General features: G+C 68.7%; 22 protein-coding genes. 21 read left to right on the top strand and 1 reads right to left on the bottom strand.

Annotated features, from left to right (window positions below; genetic code table 11):
• Nucleotides 1–56: 56 nt before the first annotated feature.
• The 5 genes from EUC46_RS11565 to EUC46_RS11585 all read left to right on the top strand — a co-directional run bounded on the left by EUC46_RS11565 (nt 57) and on the right by EUC46_RS11585 (nt 5,384).
• Complete coding sequence (locus EUC46_RS11565; RefSeq protein ID WP_128774332.1) at nt 57–950, top strand: iron chelate uptake ABC transporter family permease subunit; 894 nt, start codon at nt 57–59, stop codon at nt 948–950.
• Nucleotides 947–1,705: an iron ABC transporter ATP-binding protein gene (locus EUC46_RS11570; protein ID WP_128774315.1), complete on the top strand. Its 759-nt coding sequence runs from the start codon at nt 947–949 to the stop codon at nt 1,703–1,705. Before EUC46_RS11565 ends, EUC46_RS11570 begins: the two co-directional genes overlap by 4 nt.
• Before the next feature lie 39 nt (nt 1,706–1,744).
• On the top strand, nt 1,745–3,430 hold the full coding sequence (gene argS, locus EUC46_RS11575; protein ID WP_128774316.1) for an arginine--tRNA ligase: 1,686 nt from the start codon (nt 1,745–1,747) through the stop codon (nt 3,428–3,430).
• 97 nt (nt 3,431–3,527) lie between these two features.
• A complete protein-coding gene (gene lysA / locus EUC46_RS11580; RefSeq protein WP_128774317.1) occupies nt 3,528–5,009 on the top strand; it encodes a diaminopimelate decarboxylase in 1,482 nt (493 codons plus the stop codon).
• Between the two features lie 165 nt (nt 5,010–5,174).
• Complete coding sequence (locus EUC46_RS11585) at nt 5,175–5,384, top strand: hypothetical protein (RefSeq protein WP_128774318.1); 210 nt, start codon at nt 5,175–5,177, stop codon at nt 5,382–5,384.
• A 121-nt stretch (nt 5,385–5,505) separates the two neighbouring features.
• Here the strand turns inward: EUC46_RS11585 and EUC46_RS11590 are convergent, their stop codons facing one another.
• On the bottom strand, nt 5,506–6,153 hold the full coding sequence (locus tag EUC46_RS11590; RefSeq protein WP_128774319.1) for a TetR/AcrR family transcriptional regulator: 648 nt from the start codon (nt 6,151–6,153) through the stop codon (nt 5,506–5,508).
• Nucleotides 6,154–6,280: 127 nt separating this feature from the next.
• Here EUC46_RS11590 and EUC46_RS11595 point away from each other — a divergent pair, with 127 nt between their 5' ends.
• From EUC46_RS11595 to EUC46_RS11675, 16 genes are all read left to right on the top strand, one after another.
• Nucleotides 6,281–7,840 (top strand): MFS transporter, encoded by a 1,560-nt coding sequence (locus EUC46_RS11595; protein ID WP_128774320.1) that lies wholly within the window; start codon nt 6,281–6,283, stop codon nt 7,838–7,840.
• Nucleotides 7,841–8,067: 227 nt separating this feature from the next.
• A complete protein-coding gene (locus EUC46_RS11600; protein ID WP_128774321.1) occupies nt 8,068–9,387 on the top strand; it encodes a homoserine dehydrogenase in 1,320 nt (439 codons plus the stop codon).
• Nucleotide 9,388: 1 nt separating this feature from the next.
• Nucleotides 9,389–10,288: a homoserine kinase gene (gene thrB, locus EUC46_RS11605; protein WP_128774322.1), complete on the top strand. Its 900-nt coding sequence runs from the start codon at nt 9,389–9,391 to the stop codon at nt 10,286–10,288.
• Between the two features lie 670 nt (nt 10,289–10,958).
• Nucleotides 10,959–12,935 carry a transcription termination factor Rho gene (gene rho, locus EUC46_RS11610; protein ID WP_128774323.1) on the top strand — a complete coding sequence of 659 codons (1,977 nt, stop codon included), beginning with the start codon at nt 10,959–10,961 and terminating at the stop codon, nt 12,933–12,935.
• A gap of 342 nt (nt 12,936–13,277) precedes the next feature.
• Nucleotides 13,278–14,324, top strand: coding sequence for a hypothetical protein (locus tag EUC46_RS12780; RefSeq protein WP_206645988.1), 1,047 nt, complete (start codon nt 13,278–13,280; stop codon nt 14,322–14,324).
• A gap of 441 nt (nt 14,325–14,765) precedes the next feature.
• Nucleotides 14,766–14,978 carry a 50S ribosomal protein L31 gene (gene rpmE, locus EUC46_RS11620; protein WP_128774324.1) on the top strand — a complete coding sequence of 71 codons (213 nt, stop codon included), beginning with the start codon at nt 14,766–14,768 and terminating at the stop codon, nt 14,976–14,978.
• Nucleotides 14,979–15,174: 196 nt separating this feature from the next.
• Nucleotides 15,175–16,263, top strand: coding sequence for a peptide chain release factor 1 (gene prfA / locus EUC46_RS11625; protein ID WP_128774325.1), 1,089 nt, complete (start codon nt 15,175–15,177; stop codon nt 16,261–16,263).
• A gap of 26 nt (nt 16,264–16,289) precedes the next feature.
• On the top strand, nt 16,290–17,219 hold the full coding sequence (gene prmC, locus EUC46_RS11630; RefSeq protein WP_128774333.1) for a peptide chain release factor N(5)-glutamine methyltransferase: 930 nt from the start codon (nt 16,290–16,292) through the stop codon (nt 17,217–17,219).
• Nucleotides 17,220–17,398: 179 nt separating this feature from the next.
• Nucleotides 17,399–17,716: a nucleotidyltransferase family protein gene (locus tag EUC46_RS11635; protein ID WP_128774326.1), complete on the top strand. Its 318-nt coding sequence runs from the start codon at nt 17,399–17,401 to the stop codon at nt 17,714–17,716.
• Nucleotides 17,713–18,051 (top strand): HepT-like ribonuclease domain-containing protein, encoded by a 339-nt coding sequence (locus EUC46_RS11640; RefSeq protein ID WP_206645989.1) that lies wholly within the window; start codon nt 17,713–17,715, stop codon nt 18,049–18,051. The genes EUC46_RS11635 and EUC46_RS11640 overlap by 4 nt, the downstream gene beginning before the upstream one ends.
• 365 nt (nt 18,052–18,416) lie before the next feature.
• On the top strand, nt 18,417–19,136 hold the full coding sequence (locus EUC46_RS13180; RefSeq protein WP_241655558.1) for a helix-turn-helix transcriptional regulator: 720 nt from the start codon (nt 18,417–18,419) through the stop codon (nt 19,134–19,136).
• Nucleotides 19,137–19,254: 118 nt separating this feature from the next.
• Nucleotides 19,255–19,551 (top strand): methyltransferase domain-containing protein, encoded by a 297-nt coding sequence (locus EUC46_RS11655; RefSeq protein WP_338324484.1) that lies wholly within the window; start codon nt 19,255–19,257, stop codon nt 19,549–19,551.
• Between the two features lie 47 nt (nt 19,552–19,598).
• Nucleotides 19,599–19,835 (top strand): addiction module protein, encoded by a 237-nt coding sequence (locus EUC46_RS11660; protein ID WP_128774329.1) that lies wholly within the window; start codon nt 19,599–19,601, stop codon nt 19,833–19,835.
• A complete protein-coding gene (locus EUC46_RS11665) occupies nt 19,832–20,149 on the top strand; it encodes a type II toxin-antitoxin system RelE/ParE family toxin (RefSeq protein ID WP_128774330.1) in 318 nt (105 codons plus the stop codon). Before EUC46_RS11660 ends, EUC46_RS11665 begins: the two co-directional genes overlap by 4 nt.
• 807 nt (nt 20,150–20,956) lie before the next feature.
• On the top strand, nt 20,957–21,676 hold the full coding sequence (locus EUC46_RS11670) for a DNA alkylation repair protein (protein ID WP_241655559.1): 720 nt from the start codon (nt 20,957–20,959) through the stop codon (nt 21,674–21,676).
• Between the two features lie 70 nt (nt 21,677–21,746).
• Complete coding sequence (locus EUC46_RS11675) at nt 21,747–22,043, top strand: helix-turn-helix domain-containing protein (protein ID WP_128774331.1); 297 nt, start codon at nt 21,747–21,749, stop codon at nt 22,041–22,043.
• The last annotated feature ends 68 nt before the right edge of the window (nt 22,044–22,111 follow it).

Genomic DNA, 22,111 nt, shown 5'->3' on the forward strand with positions numbered 1-22,111 from the left:
ACCACCACCATCCGACGCTTCATCGACACCTACAACAAGACCTGCAAACCCTTCTCCTGGACCAAGCCCGCCGACCAGATACTCAAGAAAGCCAAGCGCCCAACTACTTCAGAAACACGACACTAGGTGCCCTGGTCATTGTGGGCTGGGCTATTGCGGTGTCCACCATCGCCTTTCAAACCATTACCTCCAACCGCATCCTCACCCCGGCGGTTATGGGGCTGGACGCCCTCTACGCGCTCATCCAGACGCTCGTGATCGCATTCGCCGGGGGAGACGTCCTGGCCGGGGTCTCCAGTCTCACGCAGTTCAGTGTCATGACGGTGCTCATGGTGGGGGCCTCTCTGGCGCTCATCGGCCCCCTGCTGCGCTCTGGCCGGGAGGTTCACGTCCTGGTCTTAGCCGGCATTATCCTGGGGACTCTTCTGCGGAGCGTATCCGTCTTCATCCAGCGGCTCCTGGACCCCAATGAGTACCTCATCCTGCAATCCCGGCTTTTCGCCTCCTTCAACGGTGTGAGCACGCACCTGCTGTGGGCCGGGGGCGCAGTCGTCCTGGTGGTCTCGGCGGGGCTGTGGTGGCGGCGCCACGTCCTGGACGTCATGCTGCTGGGGCGGCCCCTGGTCGTCTCCCTGGGGGTCGACCACGACCGCGAGGTACGGCGCACCATGGTGCTCATTGCCGTCCTGGTCTCGGTGTCCACCGCCATGGTGGGGCCCATCACCTTCTTCGGCCTGCTGGTGGCCCATTTGGCCTACCGGTTTGCCGGCAGCCACCGCCACGCCGTCATTCTGCCCATGGCAGTCCTGTGCGCCATAGTCACCCTGGTGGGGGCGCAGACCATCCTCCAGTACGTGCTGGAGTGGTCCACCGTCCTGTCCGTGGTGGTGGAGCTGGCCGGCGGGCTCCTCCTTATCACCTTGCTCATCCGGGAGGGCAAGCACCCGTGATCTCTATTGACCGCGTCTCCAAGAGCTACGGGGACCTTCTGGTCCTGGACACCGTGACCGTGGACTTGCCGGCGGGCGGCGTTACCTGCCTCATCGGCCCCAACGGGGCCGGGAAATCCACACTGCTGTCCATTGTGGCCAGGCTCCTGGGCTCTGACGCCGGAACCGTCACCGTGGGCGGGCTGGACGTCACCAAGGTGAATTCCCGGGAGCTGGCCCGCACCATGGCCGTGCTGCGCCAGGACACCCACCTCACGGTGCGCCTGACCGTGCGCGACCTGGTCTGTTTCGGTCGCTTCCCCCACAATGGTGGGCGCCCGACCCCGGCCGACTGGCGGGCGGTGGAGAAGGCCATCGAGTGGATGGACCTGGGTGACCTGGCCGAGCGGCGCCTGGATGAGATGAGCGGCGGGCAGCGCCAGCGCGCCTTCGTGGCCATGGTCCTGGCCCAGGACACCCCCTACGTGCTGCTCGATGAGCCGCTCAACAATTTGGACATGACCCATGCCACCGCCATGATGCGCAGGCTGCGGGCCGCCGCCGACGAGCTCGGGCGCACCATTGTCATCGTGCTCCACGACGTCAACTACGCCTCCTGCTGGGCGGACTCCATCCTGGCGCTGCGCGACGGGGTCGTGGCCGCACACGGCCGCCCTCGCGAGATCATGACTACCGAGGTGCTGGAGCAGGTTTACGGCTGGCCCATCCCCGTCCACGATGTGGATGGGCGACGCCTGGCCCTGTACTACACCTGAGTGGCATCTACCTGCCGGGGCTCCGGTAGCCTGGCGCGCGTGACCCCAGAAGCCCTCGCCGCAGCGATCCGCACTGTTCTCGTGGCCGCCGTCAATGACGGCTCCCTGGCCCTGAGCGCCGAGGAGGTACCGACCCCGCGCGTCGAACGGCCCCGCAGCCGCGACCACGGCGACTGGGCCACCAACGTCGCCATGCAGCTGGCCAAGAAGGCCGGTACCACCCCGCGCGCCCTGGCCGAGCTTCTGGTGGGCCGCCTGGAAGCCCTTGACGGCGTCGCCTCAGTGGAGGCGGCCGGCCCCGGGTTCCTCAATATCCGCTTGGACGCCGGGGCCGCCGGCGAACTAGCCCGCACCATTGTGACCGCCGGGGTCGCCTACGGCACCAACGACTCCCTGGCCGGGCAGCACATCAACCTGGAGTACGTTTCCGCCAACCCCACCGGGCCAGTCCACCTCGGCGGCGCCCGCTGGGCGGCCGTGGGTGACTCCCTGGCCCGCATCCTGTCCGCCTGCGGCGCCACCGTGACCCGCGAGTACTACTTCAACGACCACGGCACTCAGATCAACCACTTCACCGCTTCCCTGCTCGCCGCCGCCCGGGGCCAGGAAACCCCCGCGGACGGCTATGGCGGCGCCTACATCACCGAGATCGCCCGGCAGGTGACGGTCGGCGAGCTCGCCGCAGGCCGCCCCGACCCGGCCACCCTGCCCGACGCCGAGGCCGCCGAGGTCTTCCGCGCTCGCGGCGTGGACCTCATGTTCGCCTCCATCAAGGACGAGCTGCACGCCTTCCGCTCCGACTTCGACGTCTTCTTCCATGAGGACTCCCTGCACACCTCTGGTGCCGTGGAGCGGGCGATCTCCCAGCTGCGCGAGCGCGGCGTCATCTACGACCACGAGGGCGCCATCTGGCTGCGCACGACTGACTTCGGGGACGACAAGGACCGCGTCCTCATCAAGTCCGACGGTCAGGCCGCCTACTTCGCCGCGGACTTGGCCTACTACCTGGATAAGCGCTCACGCGGCGCCGACTGCGCCATCTACCTGCTGGGCGCCGACCACCACGGCTACATTGGCCGCATGATGGCCATGTGCGCCGCCTTCGGCGACACACCGGGGGTCAATATGCAGATCCTCATCGGCCAACTCGTCAACCTGATCAAGGACGGCGCCCCAGTGCGCATGTCCAAGCGCGCCGGCACCATTGTCACCCTGGAGGACCTGGTCGACGCCGTCGGTGTGGACGCCGCCCGCTACGCCCTGGCCCGCTCCTCCATAGACTCCATGATTGACATCGACCTGGACCTGCTGGCCTCCACCTCCAACGACAACCCCGTCTACTACGTCCAGTACGCCCACGCCCGCACCCGCAATGTGGCCCGCAATGCCGCCGAGCACGGGGTCAGCCGCGACCCCGGCAAGGCGGTCTTCGAGCCGGCCGCCCTGGACGACCCGGCCGACACCGCCCTGCTGGGGGTGCTGGCCCAGTTCCCCGCCGTCGTCGCCCAGGCCGCCGCCCTGCGCGAGCAGCATCGGGTGGCCCGCTACCTGGAGTCCCTGGCCGCCGCCTACCACACCTGGTACGGCCTCACCCGGGTGACCCCCCGCGGCCAGGACCCCTTGACCGCCGGGCACGTGGCCCGCCTGTGGCTCAACGACGCCGTCTCCCAGGTCCTGGCCAACGGGCTCGACCTGCTGGGCGTGTCAGCGCCCGACCGCATGTAGGGCATGTAGGTCCCGGCCGCCACCGAGCCCGGCCCGCCCTCGTCGAGATCGGCTGCCACGGACACCGAGATCGGCTCGACCCAACCCGAGGAGAACCATGAGCGCCAACTCTGAGACCGCGGCGTCGGCCGTCCCCGCCGGGGAGGCGCCGCTGGGGGCCCTGGCCTGCCCCGAGCCCAATGCGCGCCCCGACCTATGGCCGACAACGGCGCGGCGCACCGACTCCGGTGAGTTGGAAATAGGGGGGCGCCCCGTGAGCGCAATCCTGGAGCAGGCCCCCGCCCCCGTCTACGTCATGGACGAGGCCGACTTCCGGGGGCGCGCCGCCACCTGGGCGGCCACCATGGCCGAGGAGTTCTGGGAGGGCTACGGCCTGAAGGGGGGCAGCGCCTTCTACGCCGGCAAGGCCTTCCTCACCACCCGGGTGGCCCGCATTGCCCTGGAGGAGGGCCTGGGCATTGACACCGCCTCGCGCGGCGAGCTCGCCGTCGGCCTGGCGGCCCTGGAGGAGGTCGACGGCGAGGACGCCACCGTGCGGGCCGCCCGCCTGGGCCTGCACGGCAACGGCAAGACCGAAGACGAGGTGTCCACCGCTGTCTACCATCGCCTAGGGCATCTCGTGGTCGACTCCTCGGAGGAAGTCGGCTACGCGGTCGCCGCCGTGCGCCGGTGGCGCGAAGCCGGGCACTACGGGCCCCAGGAGCAGGCCGGTCTCATGGTGCGCCTAACCACCGGCATCCACGCTGGCGGGCACGAGTTCATCTCCACCGCCCACGAGGACCAGAAGTTCGGCCTGTCTACCCACACCGGGGCTGCGCGCCAGGCCATTGACCGGATCATTGACGCCCCCGAGCTGGAGCTGCGCGGCCTGCACTCCCATATTGGCAGCCAGATCGCCGATTTCGCCGGTTTTGAGCAGGCCGCGGAGGCGGTCCTGCGGCTGCGCCACGAGGTGGCTGCGGACACCGGCTGGCTGTGCCCGGAGATCGACCTGGGCGGGGGCCTGGGCATTGCCTACACCGGTGCTGACGAGCCCGCCCCGTCGCCGGCGGCGCTGGCCCGCAGCCTGGCCGCGGTGGTGCGCTCCCTGTGCACTGAGCTGGGGGACGAGGCCCCGCACGTCAGCGTCGAACCGGGCCGCTCCATTGCCGGACCCGGCCAGGTCACGCTCTACCGGGTTACCGGCCTCAAACGCGTGGAGCTGGGGGAGGGGGCCTCCCGGCTGTACGTGAGCGTGGACGGCGGCATGAGCGACAATCTGCGCCCGGCCCTCTACGGGGCCGCCTACACGGCACTGGTCGCCAACCGGCTGCCCGGCCCGGAGGCGGGGCTGGTGCGCTCGCGCGTGGTGGGCAAGCACTGCGAGAGCGGGGACATTGTTGTGCGCGACGTGGACCTGCCCGGGGATCTGACGGTCGGCGACATTCTGGCGGTGCCGGCCACCGGTGCCTATGGGCGCTCCATGTCCATGAACTACAACCTGTTCACCCGCCCCGGCGTGGCCTGGGTCCACGAGGGCGGGCAGGGGTGGGTGCTGCGCCCCGAAACCGTCGAGGACTTGCTGCGCCTGGAGGGGTGACCCGGCTCCCGTAGCCCTGACTCTCGGGGCCTACAGGGAGGTTTGGGGCTTGGGTCCCTTCCGCTCTCAGGGACCTCCCCTACTCCCGGAGAAGGAGTATGACAATGGTGAGATCATCCTCGCGATTCTGCACGGGATGCTGTGATGCTGATTACGCTGCCTGTCATGAGCGCAGCAGTGTCCTCCCTGGAGATTCCGCCCCCGGCCCTCCACCGCACGGGCGACCTGGTCCTGCCACACACCCTGAGGACCCGGGACGTCATAAGGGCCGTGTGGCACGCCATTGCCCGCCGTTGGAGTGAGCGCCGTCGTCGACCGCGTTCCCTTGACCGCCCTCACCCCCACCCCATGCCGGGGCTCGCCCCTCAGCGCTGAGACCGGTTCTCCCCGCATAGGGGCGCCGCACAGGAGCCGATCAACCCTTCGGCGCGCTCCCGCGCGCGCAAGCGGGCATAGCCGCGCTGCTCAGCCGTACCCTCGTTTCTAAAGGCGGGTCTCAGGCGCCGTCCCCGGTCCTGGGGGCGAGCATCCGGGACAGTGCCGCGGCGGCGCTGACGACATCGGCGCTGCCGGTCGAGACGAACTCGATCATGAGCCCGAAGGATGTGCTCTGGACCAGCGCGGCGATCTGCTCGGCCGTGATCTCCTCGGTGAGGAGGCCCAGGCTCTGCCATCGGCGGCACAGGCGGGTGAGTATCTCACGCATGTCGTGGTAGCGCTGGTTCGATCGCGCCAGGAGCTCGGGGTCGCGCGCCAGATCGCCCCAGATCGCCACGGCGATGAATGGCCAGGCGACGTCATCGTCCTCCTCGCGCCCCTGCTGGGCGGAGGAGGGGCGCTCCTGGGCCCACAGGCTCTCGAGGGTGTCGATGAAGGCCTCCTCGGGGCCGGGTGGGTCATCCATCTCCGACAGGGCCTTGATACGGGCGATGACGGGCATCATGCGCCTGTCGGAGACGGCCTCGATGATCGACTGCTTGCCCTGAGGGAAGTAGCGATAGACCGTGGACGACGACATCCCCGCCTCGGTGATGAGCTCATCCATCGAGGTCGCGTGGAAGCCCTTGCGCGCGAAGCAGCGCGCCGCCGCGCGCAGGATCCGCTCGCGCTGGCGCTCCCTGTGCGCGTTCGTGACTCGTGGCATGAGTTGAGGATACGGGGTGTGACCCTCGTCATGCCTAAAACGAAACGAACGTTGTTGACTCATTGTCGGGGCGCTCTTAAACTCCGAACTCAAACCGAAACGATTGTTTTGTCATGGAGGTTCCGCCATGTCCCTGCCCACGGCTGCCCCGGAGATGACGAGCCCTGGTGGGGGCGGCCGACGCCGCATCGTCCTCAGCCTCGTCCTCACCCAGCTCATGATCGTCCTCGACATGACGATCGTCGTCATCGCCCTGCCCCACCTCCAGGCGGACCTGGGCATCACCGACGCCCAGCGCTCCTGGGTGGTCACGGCCTACAGCCTCGCCTTCGGCGGGCTCGTGCTCTTCGGGGGCAGGCTCGCCGTCCTCCTCGGGCTGCGGCGCTCCTACCGGATCGGGCAGCTCGGATTCGCCGCCGCCAGCCTCGCCGCGGGCCTGGCCCCCTCCTTCGCGATCCTCGTGACGGCGCGCGCCCTCCAGGGCATGTTCGCCGCCCTCCTGGCTCCCACGAACCTCGCCCTCATCAACGCGTTCTTCATCGAGAAGCGCGAGCGCGACCGCATCTTCGGCATCTTCGGGGCCACCGCCGGTCTTGGCGCGGCGGCCGGCCTGCTCATCGGCGGCGCCCTGACGGACTGGCTCTCCTGGCGCTGGTCGCTCTACATCAACGTCGGCATCGTCGCGTGCTCCCTGCTCGCCGGCAGCCGCCACCTGCCCGCGCGGGGCAGGGGCGAGGGCGCCGGGCGCGCGAGCGACGACCTGATCGGACTCCTCCTGGGCTGCGGGGCCTGCTTCAGCGTCGTCTTCGGCCTCGACCGCGCTGAGCAGGGCGGATGGCGGGCCGCCGCCACCATCGCCTGGCTCTTAGCCGGGGCACTCCTCGCCATCGTCTTCATCGCGCGCGAGCGCCTGGCGGCCAGCCCCGTCCTGCCCCTGTGGCTGCCCTCCGATGCCACGCGGGCGGGCGCCTACGCGGCCCAGTTCATCGTCGGCGCCGCCCAGATGGGCTCCTTCATCGCCCTCACCTACTACGTCCAGCAGCACCTGGGCTACTCGCCGGTCAAGGCCGGCCTGGCATTCCTCCCGTTGAGCGCCGCCCTCATCGTCACGGCCGTGGCGGCCGGGCAGTTCCTCGTGCCGCGCCTGGGGGCCGGCGGCATGATCCCGCTCGGCTTCGCGGTGCAGGCGGCGTCGTTCGTCATCCTGTCCCGCATCGCCGTGGACTCCTCCTTCACGAGCGTCGCCCTGCCCGGCACGATCGTCTTCGGCATGGGGATGGGCCTGGTCAACCCCGTGACCTTCAACGCCGGCACGCACCGGGTGCCCGAGCGGCACATCGGCCTGGCCTCGGCCCTGCTGAGCGCCGCCCAGCAGATCGGCGGCTCCTTCGGCGTCGCCCTCCTGACCACCTACGCCTCGCGCGCCGGGCAGGACTACGCCACCAGCCATGCCGACGCCGTGCGCGCCACCGGCATGCGCGAGCTCGTGGAGGCCGGCGCGACTCCGGACTCCCCGCAGGGCCAGGTCATCATCGCGCGCCTGATGGCCGGGCTCGCCGACGCCTCCCGCATCCACGCCTATTCCTCGAGTTTCATCCTCCTGGCCTGCATCGTGGCGGCCGCCGCCGTCATCATGGTCCTGGCCGTCCTCGCCCTGCGCCGCCGACAGCTCCGCGCCATCTCGTAACCGGGTCGAGCCCGGCCTCCTCCTGCCCCCGCTCTGCCTTGGCGGGATCTGTGAGATGCGCGCTGCGGGGCGGGGCCCGGGCCCCTATGCTGGGCCGGACCGGCTCGTCGTCGACTCCCGGGCCCGCTGGCCCACCACCCAGGCGCCCCTGCGCCCTCGTGGTCCCCCTCGACGCCGCGCCCACCCCGCCCCGGCGCCCAGGCGCCCCGAGAACCAGGTGGTCAGACGTGACTGAGAACCCCCAGCGCCCCGAACCGCGCACCCTCACCGTCGGCGTCCTCGGCGCCGGTACCGTCGGCACCCAGGTCATCCGCCTGCTGACAACGCAGAGCCAGGACTTCGCCGCCCGCTCCGGGGCGCGCCTGGAGATCACCGGCATTGCCGTGCGGAACACCAGCGCCCCGCGCGACCCGGCCGTGCCCGCCGAACTGGTCACGGACGACGCCCTGTCCGTGGCCACCTCCAACGACCTGGTCATTGAACTCATCGGCGGTATTGAGCCGGCGCGCAGCCTCGTCCTGGCCGCCTTCAAAGCCGGAGCCAGCGTTATTAGCGGCAATAAGGCGCTGATTGCCGCCCACGGGCCGGAACTCTACGACGCCGCCGCTGAAGCCGGCACCGACTTCTACTACGAGGCCGCCGTCGCCGGCGCCATCCCCGTGGTCTACGCCCTGCGCGAGTCCATGGCCGGGGATCAGATCACCTCCGTACTGGGCATTGTCAACGGCACCACCAACTACATCCTTGACGAGATGAGCACCAAGGGCCTGTCCTTCGAGCAGGCCCTGGCCACCGCCCAGGAACTCGGCTACGCCGAGGCCGACCCCACTGCCGACGTCGACGGCTTCGATGCCGCCGCCAAGGCCGCCATTATCGCCTCCTTGGCCTTCCACACCCGGGTGGGCTTAGAGGACGTCACCGTCGAGGGCATCCGCGATATCACCGGCGAGGACATCCGCGAAGCTCATGCCTCGGGCTGTGAGATCAAGCTCCTGGCCATTGCCCAGCGCCGTGAGGACGACCATGCTCGCGGCATTTCCGTGCGCGTCCACCCCGCCCTCGTCCCCGCCCATCACCCGCTGGCCGCCGTCCACGGAGCCTTCAACGCGGTCCTGGTCGAGGCCGAGGCCGCCGGGCAGCTCATGTTCTACGGTCAGGGCGCCGGCGGCGCCCCCACCGCCTCCGCCGTCCTGTCCGATGTCGTGGCCGCCGCCGCGCACCGTGTCCACGGGGGTCAGGCGCCCCGGGAGTCCATTTACCGGGACCTGCCGATCCTGGGGCCCGAGTCCGCCATTACCCGCCACCAGGTTCAGCTCAAGGTTGCCGACGCCCCCGGCTCCCTGGCGCAGGTGGCCGGAGTCTTCGCGGACAACGGCGTGTCCATTGACTCAGTGCGCCAGAGCGCCTACGTGGGCGGCTCCGACGCCATTGTCACCATCGTCACCCACCCCGCCTCGGTGTTCCACCTTGACGCCGCCGTGGCCTCGCTGGCCAACCAGGAGCGTGTGCGCGAGGTCGTCTCCGTGCGGCGGGTCGAGGGACAGTGAGATGAGGCTCGCCCATGAGTCGGCCGCCGTCCGGGTCCCGGCCACCACCGCCAATATGGGCCCCGGTTTCGACTCCTTCGGCATGGCCTTCCGCTTCTACGACGAGGTTGAGGCGCGCCCGGTCGTGGGCGCCACCCATGTCACCGTTGAGGGTGTGGGCGAGGGGATTGTGCCCACCGACGACGACAACCTCGTGGTCCGCGCCCTGCGCGCCGGACTCGATGCCGCCGGCGCCCCCCAGGCCGGTTTTGAGATGCGCTGCGTCAACCGCATTCCTCACGGCGGTGGCATGGGCTCGTCCGCCTCGGCGGCCGTGGCCGGCCTCATGCTCGCCCGGGGCCTGCTCTCCGAGCCGGCGGCCCTCGACGACGACGCCATCTTCGCCTTGGCCACAGGCTTCGAGGGGCATCCCGACAATGTGGCGCCCGCCGTCTTCGGCGGTGCCACCGTGGCATGGACCCAGGCCGACGGCTCCCCCCGGGCAGCCCCCATGCCGGTTGACTCCAGTCTGCCCGTCACGCTCCTGGTGCCGCCTCCGTCCACGCGCCTGAGCACCGAGGAGGCCCGTAAGGTCCTGCCCGATTCGGTGCCGCGCGCCGACGCCCTGTTCAATACCTCCCGGGCCGCCGTGCTCATGCTGGCCCTGGCGGGCCGCCCCGACCTGCTCATGGCCGGCACCGAGGACCGCCTTCACCAGGAATATCGCCGTGAGGTCCTGCCGGCCTCTATGGCGGTCATGGACTCGCTGCGTGAGCAGGGCTACCCGGCGGTGATCTCAGGGGCCGGCCCCACCGTCCTGGTGCTCGCCCTGCTCAGCCAGCAGACCCGCTTCGCCTTGGAACGCCACAACTGGCAGGTGGTCCAACCCGGTATTGACATCCTCGGCGCGCAGATCCTTTAACGGGCGCCGGATGGCGCGATAGGGGTTTTCGCCGCGGCTGCGCGGCTGATTAGTGCCCGTCCGGGTCGGCACGGGCCTTCGAAGAGGCGGTCGCCAACCTTGATGCTGCTTTCGCGGTCTTGCGTGAGCGCGGGATGGTCGCGGAGCGGGCCTTCGCGCTCAGGCAATGCGCCGTCGTTCCTGTGTTGCGTACGGCATAGAGGCGGACTGGGATGACAACATAAACCAGCGTATTCTCGTGCGCTACGCGAATTTCTACCATTCGTTTCTTTAATGATGAAGTGTCGGAGCCGGGCGGCGTCAGCCCAGCGAGGCTCAGCGACTGGGCCGCTTCGCGCCGCCCACTGACCGATGGGCCGGCCGCTGAGGTGGGCGGGACCGAGGCGGGCGGGACGGGCCGGTCCACTCACCTGAAGGTCGCCACCGGCCTCACTCTCAGGCCCAACCTGATGGCGCAGTTTTGAGCGCGTAATAGTTAACATGCCCGGTTCCGGCGTCCCTGCTATGCTGGGGATCGACGGCCATGCCCCACTGCAACGCCGTCAGCACCAAGCCATCAGGTCAAGTAAGAACCTTGGCCTCTGCGGTGCATGACTCCGCCCTGTGACTCTTCCGGGGTAGTCCCCTGTCGAACGCAGTCATATGCGCTCACCACACCGTAAGGACACTCGTGACCGAGACCTCCAGCGCCCAGCCCTCCCTGTCCACCATGCGCCTGGTCGAGCTCCAGCAGCTCGCCACTTCCATGGGGCTCAAGGGCATCTCCCGCATGCGCAAGAGCGAACTCGTCGCCGCCATCCGCGACGGCGGCGCCTCCACCAACACCCCACCCGCCAATACCCCCGCGCGCAACGACGATCCGGCGGCAATACCTCCTGAGACGCCTAAGACCCTGGAAGCTCCTGCCCCCACCAATGAGGCGCCGGCGGCTGAGCAAGGCTCCGAGGGCCGGCCGCGCCGTCGTCGTGCCACCGCTGCCGCTGGCGCCCCCAGACCTGAGAACAACACCATAGATGCAATAGGCGGTGGGAACAGCCAAGCAGACGACAACCGCACTCAAGCCGGGGGCGAGCCTCGCCGCCAACCCAACCGTGAGGAGAACAACTTCCCCACCCGCAACGAGCGCAACAGTGGTGACGTGGAGGGCTCACGTCGTGCTCGACGCCGAGGAAACTCCAGCGAAGACCGCCCTCAAAGCGACACCCCCGAGGACCACCTCGACGCCAAGGCCGCCCTCATGCGCGACCTTGCTGACGCCACGGGCACCCCTGCCCTGGAACCCGCCGAGCGATCCACCCGCAACGAGCAGCGCAACAGCTCCAATGGGGAGGAGGGGCGCAGCGGTCGGCGCCGTCGGGGGCGTAAACGCGGCCGGGACCGGGACCGTTTCGAGCGCGACGGCGAGGGCGGCGAGAACCGCCAGAACCGCAACCAGCCCCGCGAGGAGGAGGTTCTTCTGCCCGTCGCCGGCATCCTCGACGTCAACGACGCCAACCACGCCTACCTGCGCACCTCCGGATACCTGCCCGGCCCCAAGGACGTCTATGTCTCCGGACAGCAGATCAAGGAGAACGGCCTGCGCCCCGGTGACGCCGTGACCGGCTGGGTTCGCGAAGGCGCTGAGACCTCCAACCCCGGCGGCGGTGGCGGACGCAACAACCGTCGCCAGAACCGTGCCAACCGCCAAAAATACAATCCACTGGTCAGCGTGGAGACCATTAACGGTATGGATTCCGAGCGCGCCAAGCGCCGTCCGGAGTTCGCCAAGCTCACGCCCCTCTATCCCCAGGAGCAGTTGCGCCTGGAGACCACGCCTAAAGCCCTGACCCCCCGGGTCATGGACCTGGTGGCTCCCATTGGCAAGGGGCAGCGCGGCCTGATCGTCTCCCCACCCAAGGCGGGCAAGACAATCGTCTTGCAGCAGATAGCCAATGCAATCGCCGTCAATAACCCCGAAGCCCACCTCATGGTCGTGCTTGTCGACGAGCGCCCCGAGGAAGTCACCGACATGCAGCGCACGGTCAAGGGCGAGGTCATTGCCTCCACCTTCGACCGCCCCGCCTCCGACCACACCATTGTCGCGGAGTTGGCTATTGAGCGAGCCAAGCGTCTGGTCGAGCTCGGGCAGGACGTGGTGGTACTCCTGGACTCCATCACCCGGCTCGGGCGCGCCTACAACCTGGCCGCCCCCGTCTCCGGGCGCATTCTCTCCGGCGGCGTGGACGCCGCGGCCCTCTACCCGCCCAAGCGCTTCTTCGGGGCGGCGCGCAATGTTGAGAACGGGGGGAGCCTCACCATCCTGGCCACCGCCCTCGTGGAAACCGGCTCCAAGATGGACGAGGTCATCTTCGAGGAGTTCAAGGGCACTGGCAATATGGAGCTCAAGCTTTCCCGCCAGCTCGCGGACAAGCGGATCTTCCCGGCCGTGGACGTTGCAGCCTCAGGCACACGCCGCGAGGAACTGCTCATTGACCCCGCCCAGCTCAAGATCATGTGGAGACTGCGCCGCCTTTTCGCAGGCCTGGAGGTCCAGCCGGCCATTGAGATGGTCCTGGGCCGACTCAAGGACACCAATTCCAACGCCGAGTTCCTCATGAGCCTGGCCAAGTCCGCCCCAATGCAGCAGTCAGAGGGCGACGAAGACTGACTCCCGGGCCCCGCAACCGGCTCCTAGCGCCCCCAAACCCGCCGGGCCAGTGCCCGGCCGTCGTGGGCGCCGCCGTCATCCCTGTAGGGATGACGGCGGCGCTGCACCCGACCGGCAGCTGGTGAAAAAGGCACCGCCTCGACCACAACTGCCGGACACCCCTCATGCAGTTAGGACTTTGGTCTGTTGTGCGTGAGGATAAGAGCCTGCGACAGCTGAAAGTGACGTCTGTGACAGGAAATAGACTAGTTCTTGTCCTTGTGGACGCCATTGCCTCTTTGTTGTGCTGGAAGGCGCAGACACGCCAGTCTGTTCCTGACCCCAGAGCAAAGGACTGTTTTCATGCGACGAAGCATCATCACTGGTGCGGCCGCCGCTCTTCTCGTCGGTTGTCTCATGGCGCCGGCGTCCGCGGAGGAACCGGTCGACCCAGCCGCCCCTGTCGTTGAGGCCGAAGGAGAGGAAGCTGCCGTCGAAGAGCCGGCCGCTGAGGACCCGGTGGCTGAGGAGCCAGTGGCCGAGGACCCGGCCGCTGAAGAGCCGGCCGCTGAAGAGCCGGCCGCCGAGGAGCCAGTGGCCGAGGACCCGGTGGCTGAGGAGCCAGTGGCCGAGGACCCGGCCGCTGAAGAGCCGGCCGCCGAGGACCCGGCCGCTGAAGAGCCGGCCGCCGAGGAGCCAGTGGCTGAGGACCCAGCCGCTGAGGACCCGGTGGCTGAGGAGCCAGTGGCCGAGGACCCGGCCGCGCTAGCCGCTCCGGCCGCGCCTCCTGCCGCTGCCCCGGCCGCCGACCCCAAGGATGGGGAGCTCGTAGACATTAGTAATACCTACGGCGTCCCCCCGAACCTGCGTCACAATGCCTCCATTGTCACCATTACCCGTGACGGCTGCCTGCTCACGATCACGGTTAAGATCGAGGTCGACGGCTCCTACACCCTTGAGATCTGGGACGACGGAGAGCTCATCGGTTCGATACCGCTGTCGGGCAAGGCCGGTGACCTGCGGGTTGTCCAGTACCTCATGACCGCCAATGTCGGGGCCCTGGCCCGAGGCTATGACTTCCTCCTCATCAACGCGGACAACAGAATCGTGGCTGCATACGACTGGGACTTCGAGGGCTCTGCGCAAGTAATGGCCGAATGCCACAAGAAGGCAACCTGTGAAGCCGCCTCCACGGCCGAGGCCGAGCAGATTTCCGTGGACCTGCCCGCACCCATGATGACGGTGTCCCCCAAGCCCGTCGCCGCGGCCCCTGTTGAGCCCGTGGCGGCGCCCGCGGAGACCGTCGAGCTGGCTCAGACGGGCACGCAGGCCGTGAACCTCGGTGTCGCCTCCGTGTTCCTCATGGCCGTTGGCGCGCTCGCAGTGCGTGGCGCCCGTCGCCGCGCCTGAAATATCGCACATGAGCGCACGACACACTGACCGGCCTCACCACTGACGGCCGAGCCAGACGCGGGGCCCGGGACAACCACAACGGTTGTCCCGGGCCCCACCGGTTGGAGCAACAGCGAGATCACGCCGAGGCGAGAGGGCACCTGCCCCTGGTGGTGGCGGAGGAAACCAGCAATGGGGCCGCAGGGGCGGGCACTGAGCATCACGCTGGAGGAGACGCCCAGAATCAGGTCACATGGGAACACAGGGCCGGGCACTGAGCGATCGAACTGAGCTAAGATCGGCCCGCAGAAGAATCTTCGCGCACCAATGAAGTGCGCAGCATCACCAGGGCCCACATTGTGCGTCCCCAGGGCGAGTGGCACAATCGCCCCTGGTTTCCGGCTCACCTACGCCGAATCGCATAGGACCCGGACCCTCTGACCGCTTAAGGAGATACCCATGAAGCAGGGGATCCACCCCGACTACGTGCCCACCGTGGTCACGTGCACCTGTGGCAACACCTTCCAAACCCGCTCCACCGTCACCACCGGTGAGATTCGCGTGGACGTGTGCTCAGCCTGCCACCCCTTCTACACCGGCAAGCAGAAGATCCTCGACACCGGCGGACGTGTGGCCCGTTTCGAGGCCCGCTACGGCAAGCGCACCAAGTAGACAGCCTGCACGACGCCGACGGACCGCTCCCCACGGGGCGCCGTCGGCGTCGTCGTATGCGGATAGGGAAGCACAACGCACCTATTGGAACCTAACGCCGACCCCCGCACCGGCGTGCACCGTCGCGGAACCGCCCTCCTGGAGGCCGCGGAACCGCATAGCCGCAGACAGAGGAGCCAGAGGAAGATTGACAGACGTGAGTGAAGACTTCTCCGCCGCCGCCCCACTGCTGGAGGAGCACGCGGCCATTGAGGCCGAGATGGCAGGACCCGCAGCCGCCGACCCACTGATCATGCGCCGCTTGGGGCGCCGCTACGCCGAGCTTGGGCGAATCGTGAGCGCCTACCGCGCCTGGGAGGCGGCCAACGCGGATCTAGCTGACGCTGTCGAACTGGCCGAGCAGGACATCGACTTCGCCGCCGAAGTTCCGGTGCTACGAGCTGAGCACGACCGGGCCGCCGAGCACCTGCGCGAGGTCCTCGTGCCCCGCGACCCCGACGACGCCCGAGATGTCATTATCGAGGTCAAAGCCGGGGAGGGCGGGGAGGAATCCGCTCTGTTCGCCTCCGACTTGGCTCGCATGTACACCCGCTACGCCGAGAGGCAAGGATGGGCCGTGGAGGTCCTCGGCGCCACCGACTCCGACCTGGGCGGTTACAAGGACGTGCGCCTGGCCATCAAGACGCGCGGACCCGTGGAGCCCCAGGAGGGAGTATGGGCGCATCTGAAATACGAGGGGGGTGTTCACCGCGTCCAGCGCGTCCCCGTCACTGAGAGCCAGGGGCGCATCCACACCTCGGCCGCCGGGGTGCTGGTCATGCCCGAGGCCGACGACCCGGGTGAACTGGAGATCGACCCCGCAGACCTGCGCATTGACGTCTTCCGCTCCTCCGGGCCCGGAGGACAGTCGGTCAACACCACCGACTCCGCCGTGCGCCTGACCCACCTGCCCACCGGCATCGTGGTCTCAATGCAGAATGAGAAGTCCCAGCTGCAGAACAAGGAGGCCGCCCTGCGCGTTCTGCGGGCCCGGCTGCTGGCCGAGCGGGCGGCCGAGGCCGCCGCCCAGGCCGCTGAAGCGCGTCGCAGCCAGGTGCGCACCGTGGACAGAAGTGAGCGCATCCGCACCTACAACTTCCCGGAGAACCGGATCGCCGATCACCGCACCGGCTTTAAGGCCTACAACCTTGACGCCGTCCTGGACGGCGACCTGGGGCCGGTCATCGCCTCGGCCATCGCCATGGATGAGGCCGAGCGCCTGGCGGCGGTCGGGGACCAGGGGTGACGGTTGATGCTGAGGGCGGTCGGGCGATGGACCCGCTCCTCGACTGGTCGCAGGCTCCTTTACGTCTTCGGAGCGGGTCCATCGGTCGACCGCTCGCCAGGCACGCCTTCCGCCGCCTGGTCCACGACGCTGGGCAGGCTCTGAGAGCGGCAGGCGTGGGGTCGCCTGACAATAATGCCCGGGTGCTGGCTGAGCATGTGGTGGGGACGTCACTGGTCATGTGCGAGGGGGCCAGCGCCGAGCAGGTTGGCCGGTTCCTCGCGCTGGTTGAGCAGCGGGCGGCACGGGTACCACTCCAGCACCTCACGGGACGCATGTGGTTCCGGGGCCTGGAGCTGGTCTGCCGGCCCGGCGTGTTCATTGTCCGCCCCGAGACGGAGGTCGTTGCGGGTGCGGCGATCGGGGCGGCGCAGGCGGTTGAGGAGCCGGGAAGGCGGCCGCTCGTCGTCGACCTGTGCACCGGGTCCGGGGCGATCGCCGCAGCCCTGGCAGTGGAGGTTCCCGGGTCGCGCGTGATCGCCGTCGAAATCGACCCTGCCGCAGCGGAGCTGGCGCGCGAGAACTGCCGGCGTCACGCGCCCGGGCGAGTACGCGTCCTGCGGGCCAACGCCACAGCGCCCTCCGCGCTCGCCAAGCTGGACGGGTTGGCCGACGTCGTCGTGTCCAATCCGCCGTATGTGCCCGCCGGGGCCGTGGAGGATGAGGAGACCGAGCGGTATGACCCGGACCTGGCCCTCTACGGCGGGGGAGCCGACGGGTTGGCGGTGCCTCTCGCCGTCGTGAGACGGGCGGCGGCCCTCCTGCGCCCCGGCGGCGTTCTGGTCATGGAGCACGACCCCGGGCAGGGAGCCGCGCTGCGCGGGGCCGCCCTCGCCGCCGGCTTCGGGCAGGCGGTCACCGGGGCGGACCTCACCGGCCGCGACCGCTACCTGCGGGCCGTCACTGAGAGTGCCTGACCGGAGAGTGCCGCACGGGCCTGACGCGGCCCTTCGGGACGGAGACAGGCGCCGGTTCCGTCGAGCTGATGGATGCTGACGAGCACTACGCCCGGCTGCGCGCCAGCTTCGGTGGGACTGGGATTCGGGTTTGATGACTCGCGCTGGGCAAGGGGCCGCGCATTTGGGACACTGAGGACATGATCCCCACTGCCGAGAGCCTTGAGGCGCGTGAGGCGCTGGCGGCACACCGCGATGAGCTTGATGCGCTCCTTGTGCGCTATGGCGCCTCAAATCCGCGGCTTTTCGGCTCGGTCGCACGGGGCGACGCCGGCCCGTGGTCGGACATCGATATCCTCGTTGACCTTGATGACCCTCACCGACGCACACTCATGCGGATCGCCGGTCTTACCGAGGGGCTGCGCCGTGTGCTCGGCCGCCCGGTCGACGTCCTCGCCCCAGTCGTGCTCCGCGATGTGGTCTCGCGTGAGGCGCTGGCGGAGGCGGTGGCGTTGTGAGCCGGGCGGTTCCTGACAGGCTGCGGGACATTCTCGACGCGATCGACCGGTGCCGTGCTTACCAGGAGTCGATGACGTCGGGCGATCCTGTGCTCGCCGCCATGGCGCACGATGCCGTGTTGCGCAACATCGGTGTCATCGGAGAGGCTGTCAAGCAGCTACCCGCCGAGCTCACGGGGCGGCATCCGGAGATTGACTGGACGGCGATCGTAGGGATGCGCAACATCGTCGTCCACGAGTACTTCCGCGTGGAGGCCGCGATGCTCATTGACGTCCTGGAGACGGATTTGCGGCAGCTTGCCGGGATTCTTGTCTTCGAGCTCGACAACCAGTAGGGATGCTGTCCGCGCTCGGCACCCGGTGGGCCGTCCGTTCGGCGTGGAGCTGGTCAACGGTGTCGCGGTCGGTGTCGCTGAGGGAGAGTTCGCTGCCGCCGACGTGGGGCCCGGCCTTGGGGTCGATCTGGTCTGCGGCCTACAGGCCGAGCGTCTGGAGGTGTCGAGGCGCACGATCCTGCGTGATGTCGAGGCACTGTCCGCGGCCGGGGTGCCTGTGTACACCGAGCGCGGCCCGAACGGGGGCGTGCGGCTGCTTCCCGGCTACCGCACCGATGTGACGGCATTGAGCAGCGAGGAATCCTGGGCGCTGTTCGCCGGGGTGACTACCTGGGGCGCGGACTCCCTCGGGCTCGGGGGAGGCGTTGGCTTCGGGGCTGCGCAAGCTGCTCGCCGCGGTCCCCGAACCCCACCGCGACACCTCGGCGGACATCTCCCGCCGCATCGTGATCGACCCGCAAGGATGGCTTCCGCAACCGGAGAGAGAACGGACCGGCGAGACGTTCCGCGTGATTTGGGATGCCGTCGTCGCTCGGCGTCGTCTGCGCATCGAGTACCGACACAAGGCGAAGGCATCCACGCAGGTCGCGGTAGTCGAGCCACACGGGCTCGTCAGCGCGGGCAGGAGCTGGTACCTCTGCGCGACCAGCAACGGGTCGCTGGGATTCACGAGGCTCTCCCGCATCGACCGGGCCGAGATGCTGGGAGCGCCGTGTGTGGGCGATGCCGATGTCGCCGTCGAGTGGCGGTCGCAGCGAGAGCGGTTCCTCGACGGCTTCGCCTCGGTCACAGCGACTGCTTGGGTACGCGACACCAGATGGGCTGACGCGCAGGAGTGGGTGATCCGCGTCAGCGAGCAGGAACCGACCGGCCCGCCGCCAGAGCCCGAGGGCTGGAGCTTCGTGGAACTCGAGTTCGTCGACCAGCTCCACGCCATGACGATCATGTTCCGCTTCGGCCCCGACGCCGCCATTGTGAGTCCCACCATCCTCCGCGACGAGTTCATCGACTACCTCGCAGCCACTCTCCACCGGTATCCCGCATCATCCGCTGCGCAGACCACGCTGAGGCCGAGTACACGATGATCCACTCACGGCGCGGTCAGCGCCTCCCGATCGCTGACGGCCATCGAGTGCAAGGGGCGGGCGGACTGGGCCAACCTCGACACGTGACCTGCTGGAAGTAGTAGGACAGGAAGAGGAACTGGCCGTAGTTGACGACCATGGCGAGCAGGACCGCGCCGTAGACGCCGGCGCGGACGCGGCGGTCGGGGCGGCGCGGGCGGTTGAGGAGTCGGGAAGGCGGCCGCTCGTCGTCGACCTGTGCACCGGCTCCGGGGCGATCGCCGTCGCGTTCGCCGCAGAGGTGCCGAGGGCGCGGGTGATCGCCGTCGAGATCGACTCTGCCGCAGCGGAGCTGGCGCGTGAGAACTGCCGGCGTCACGCGCCCCGGCGAGTACGCGTCCTGCGGGCCGTCACTGAGAATGCCGTACGGGCCTGACGCGGCCCTTCGGGACGATTGTCGGTCCGTCGACGTACCCTTGATACATGGCAGCGGACACCCAGGCATTGATCCGAGACGTTCTCGCGCTCGACGTCGATCAGCGCGTTGTCGTCGCGAACGCACTGCTCGAAAGCCTCCATGATGCAGCCGACACCAGTGAGATCGATGCAGCGTGGCGTGTCGAGGTCACTCGGCGCCTGGCCGAGGTACGCGCCGGTTCCGTCGAGCCGATGGATGCTGACGAGCACTACGCCCGGCTGCGCGCCTCGCTCACCGCATGACCTTGCCCCAGCAGGAGCATCCCGAAGCCATTGCCGAGTTCGATGCCGCGGTGCGCTGGTACGAAGAGCAGGAGCCTGGGATCGGCCTCGCGCTCATCGACCGGGCACAGCAAGCCCGGCATGACATCGCCGATTGGCCGAGCGTCGCCCCGCCTGTCCTCATCGCTGACGGTGGCACCGTGATCCGGAGCAGGGCTGTCCGTGGATACCCGTACCGGATCGTCTACGTCGTGGAACCAGATGCGATCCTGATCCTGGCCTATGCACACGAGCGCCGCGTACCCGGCTACTGGTTCCACCGACTCGACGACTGAGCGCCGCAGCGAGGTGCACCCTGCGGGTTGCGGGCCGCTCTGACGGAGGCGCAGGTGCAGCGCTGTTTCGCTGGCCATTCCTGCGCTTCAGTCGCTCCGCTTGTACTCACGGTGCCTCGCGCGAGCTTGAATCCTGTGCCCTCGCTCGACAACGGCGTCGGGCGCGTCGGGATCGCACAGCCGAGTCTTGCCCAGATCGAGCGGGGGCGCGGGCGGTGTCGCCTGAGATGCTGGAGCGAATTCTCAAGGCCGCCGATTACCGTCCTTCGCTGGCATTGGCGGCGCACGCGGCAGCCATCCGGGGGATCGCCCTGGCTCATGGCCTGGAGAAGTGGCCGCGTCCGGCAGCGCGACCACCTCGACCCCGTCGAAGGTCTCCGCCGGTTCGACCCTGAGGACCGCGCGGCTGCTTGTCAGCTACGGAATCACTCGCTGCGCCGAGGCGTGGGTGATGGCGACCCGCCGGCGGTCGGCGTGGGCGTCGGTCTCGGTGGGACTGGGATTCGGGTTTGATGACTCGTGCTGGGCAAGGGGCCGCGCATTTGGGGCACTGAGGACATGATCCCCACTGCCGAGAGCCTTGAGGCGCGTGAGGCGCTGGCGGAGGCGGTGGCGTTGTGAGCCGGGCGGTTCCTGACAGGCTGCGGGACATTCTCGACGCGATCGACCGGTGCCGTGCTTACCAGGAGTCGTGTCCACAACCCGGGGTCGAAGCCCGCCGATTCCGTGCGGGCGACCGTCTTCAGCAGCGGGTCGAACAGCCCCATCGAGTGTCTGGTGATTCTGTCGGCTGATACGGGTGCGGTCGTGGTTGACTTGGAAATCATGGAGGAGATGGACGAGGAGGCCGTCGCGTTACGGGCAGCGCTGCGTACGGCCTTGGCTGCCGCTGGCGATCCGGCCCGTGCCGAGCAGCAGCGCCGCTACCTGAAGTCCGCCATGGAGATGTACGGCGTCGGCGTCCCGCAGACCCGGCGCATCGCCCAGGCGACCGCCGCCTCCTATCCCGCCCTGTGGCGCGATGCCGCCAGCTGGGAGGCCGTGCTGCGCCGGGTGTGGGACGCCGCCGAACGCCGGGAGGAGCGGTTCGCGGTTCTGGCCATTATCCGCTCCAAGCATTCCGCGCCGCACGCCAACCGCCTTGAGTCCCTCGACCTGTACGAGCATCTGCTGCGCTCCGGGGCGTGGTGGGACCTGGTGGACGAGACTTCGCACGCCGTCGGACTCGTGGTTTTGGCGCATCCAGGCGCGGCCGCCCGTATGCGCGCTTGGGCGACGGATGTGGACCTGTGGGTGCGTCGCAGTGCGATCATTTGCCAGCTCCAGCACAAGGAGCGCACTGATCTGTCTCTGCTCGGCGACGTTATTGAGGCCAATCAGGGCGATGTCGAGTTCTTCATCCGTAAGGCGATTGGCTGGGCGCTGCGCGACTACGCCCGCACCGACGGCCCCTGGGTGCGGGCCTTCGTCGAGAACCACCCGGGCCTGTCCCCGCTGAGTCGACGCGAGGCGCTCAAGCACCTGTAACTCGGCTCGGGCAGGCAACGTACCCGGCTCCTCACAGTTCGTCGTAGCAGTGGTGTTATATCGTGGGTGCATGGGGCGTTTCAGGGTCGAGGAGGCGCCTGTTCTGGTGCGGGCGGCGCGTGTTGATACGGGCTTGACGCAGGCCGAGCTCGCTGGGCGCGTCGGGATCGCACAGCCGAGTCTTGCCCAGATCGAGCGGGGCGCGCGGGCGGTGTCGCCTGAGATGCTGGAGCGAATTCTCAAGGCCGCCGATTACCGTACTTCGCTGGCATTGGCGGCGCACGCGGCAGCCATCCGGGGATCGCCCTGGCTTGGTGTCAAGGGGTGGAAGCAACGAGGAGGCGTTCGAAGGCTTCTCGTGGGGTGAGGTAGTTCAGGGTGGCGCGGGGGCGTTCACCCGTGTTCTTCGGCGATGGCGGTCAGGTAGGGCTGGTG

This window comes from Actinomyces oricola, from assembly GCF_004104015.1.
Classification (GTDB): Bacteria; Actinomycetota; Actinomycetes; order Actinomycetales; family Actinomycetaceae; genus Actinomyces; species Actinomyces oricola.

Excerpts from the sequence above, each read along its gene's own strand:
- lysA (WP_128774317.1), top strand. The coding sequence starts at position 3,528 with ATGAGCGCCAACTCTGAGACCGCGGCGTCGGCCGTCCCCGCCGGGGAG.
- EUC46_RS11585 (WP_128774318.1), top strand. The coding sequence starts at position 5,175 with ATGAGCGCAGCAGTGTCCTCCCTGGAGATTCCGCCCCCGGCCCTCCAC.
- EUC46_RS11590 (WP_128774319.1), bottom strand. The coding sequence starts at position 6,153 with ATGCCACGAGTCACGAACGCGCACAGGGAGCGCCAGCGCGAGCGGATC.
- EUC46_RS11595 (WP_128774320.1), top strand. The coding sequence starts at position 6,281 with ATGTCCCTGCCCACGGCTGCCCCGGAGATGACGAGCCCTGGTGGGGGC.
- thrB (WP_128774322.1), top strand. The coding sequence starts at position 9,389 with ATGAGGCTCGCCCATGAGTCGGCCGCCGTCCGGGTCCCGGCCACCACC.
- EUC46_RS12780 (WP_206645988.1), top strand. The coding sequence starts at position 13,278 with ATGCGACGAAGCATCATCACTGGTGCGGCCGCCGCTCTTCTCGTCGGT.
- rpmE (WP_128774324.1), top strand. The coding sequence starts at position 14,766 with ATGAAGCAGGGGATCCACCCCGACTACGTGCCCACCGTGGTCACGTGC.
- prmC (WP_128774333.1), top strand. The coding sequence starts at position 16,290 with ATGGACCCGCTCCTCGACTGGTCGCAGGCTCCTTTACGTCTTCGGAGC.
- EUC46_RS11635 (WP_128774326.1), top strand. The coding sequence starts at position 17,399 with ATGATCCCCACTGCCGAGAGCCTTGAGGCGCGTGAGGCGCTGGCGGCA.
- EUC46_RS11660 (WP_128774329.1), top strand. The coding sequence starts at position 19,599 with ATGGCAGCGGACACCCAGGCATTGATCCGAGACGTTCTCGCGCTCGAC.
- EUC46_RS11665 (WP_128774330.1), top strand. The coding sequence starts at position 19,832 with ATGACCTTGCCCCAGCAGGAGCATCCCGAAGCCATTGCCGAGTTCGAT.
- EUC46_RS11675 (WP_128774331.1), top strand. The coding sequence starts at position 21,747 with ATGGGGCGTTTCAGGGTCGAGGAGGCGCCTGTTCTGGTGCGGGCGGCG.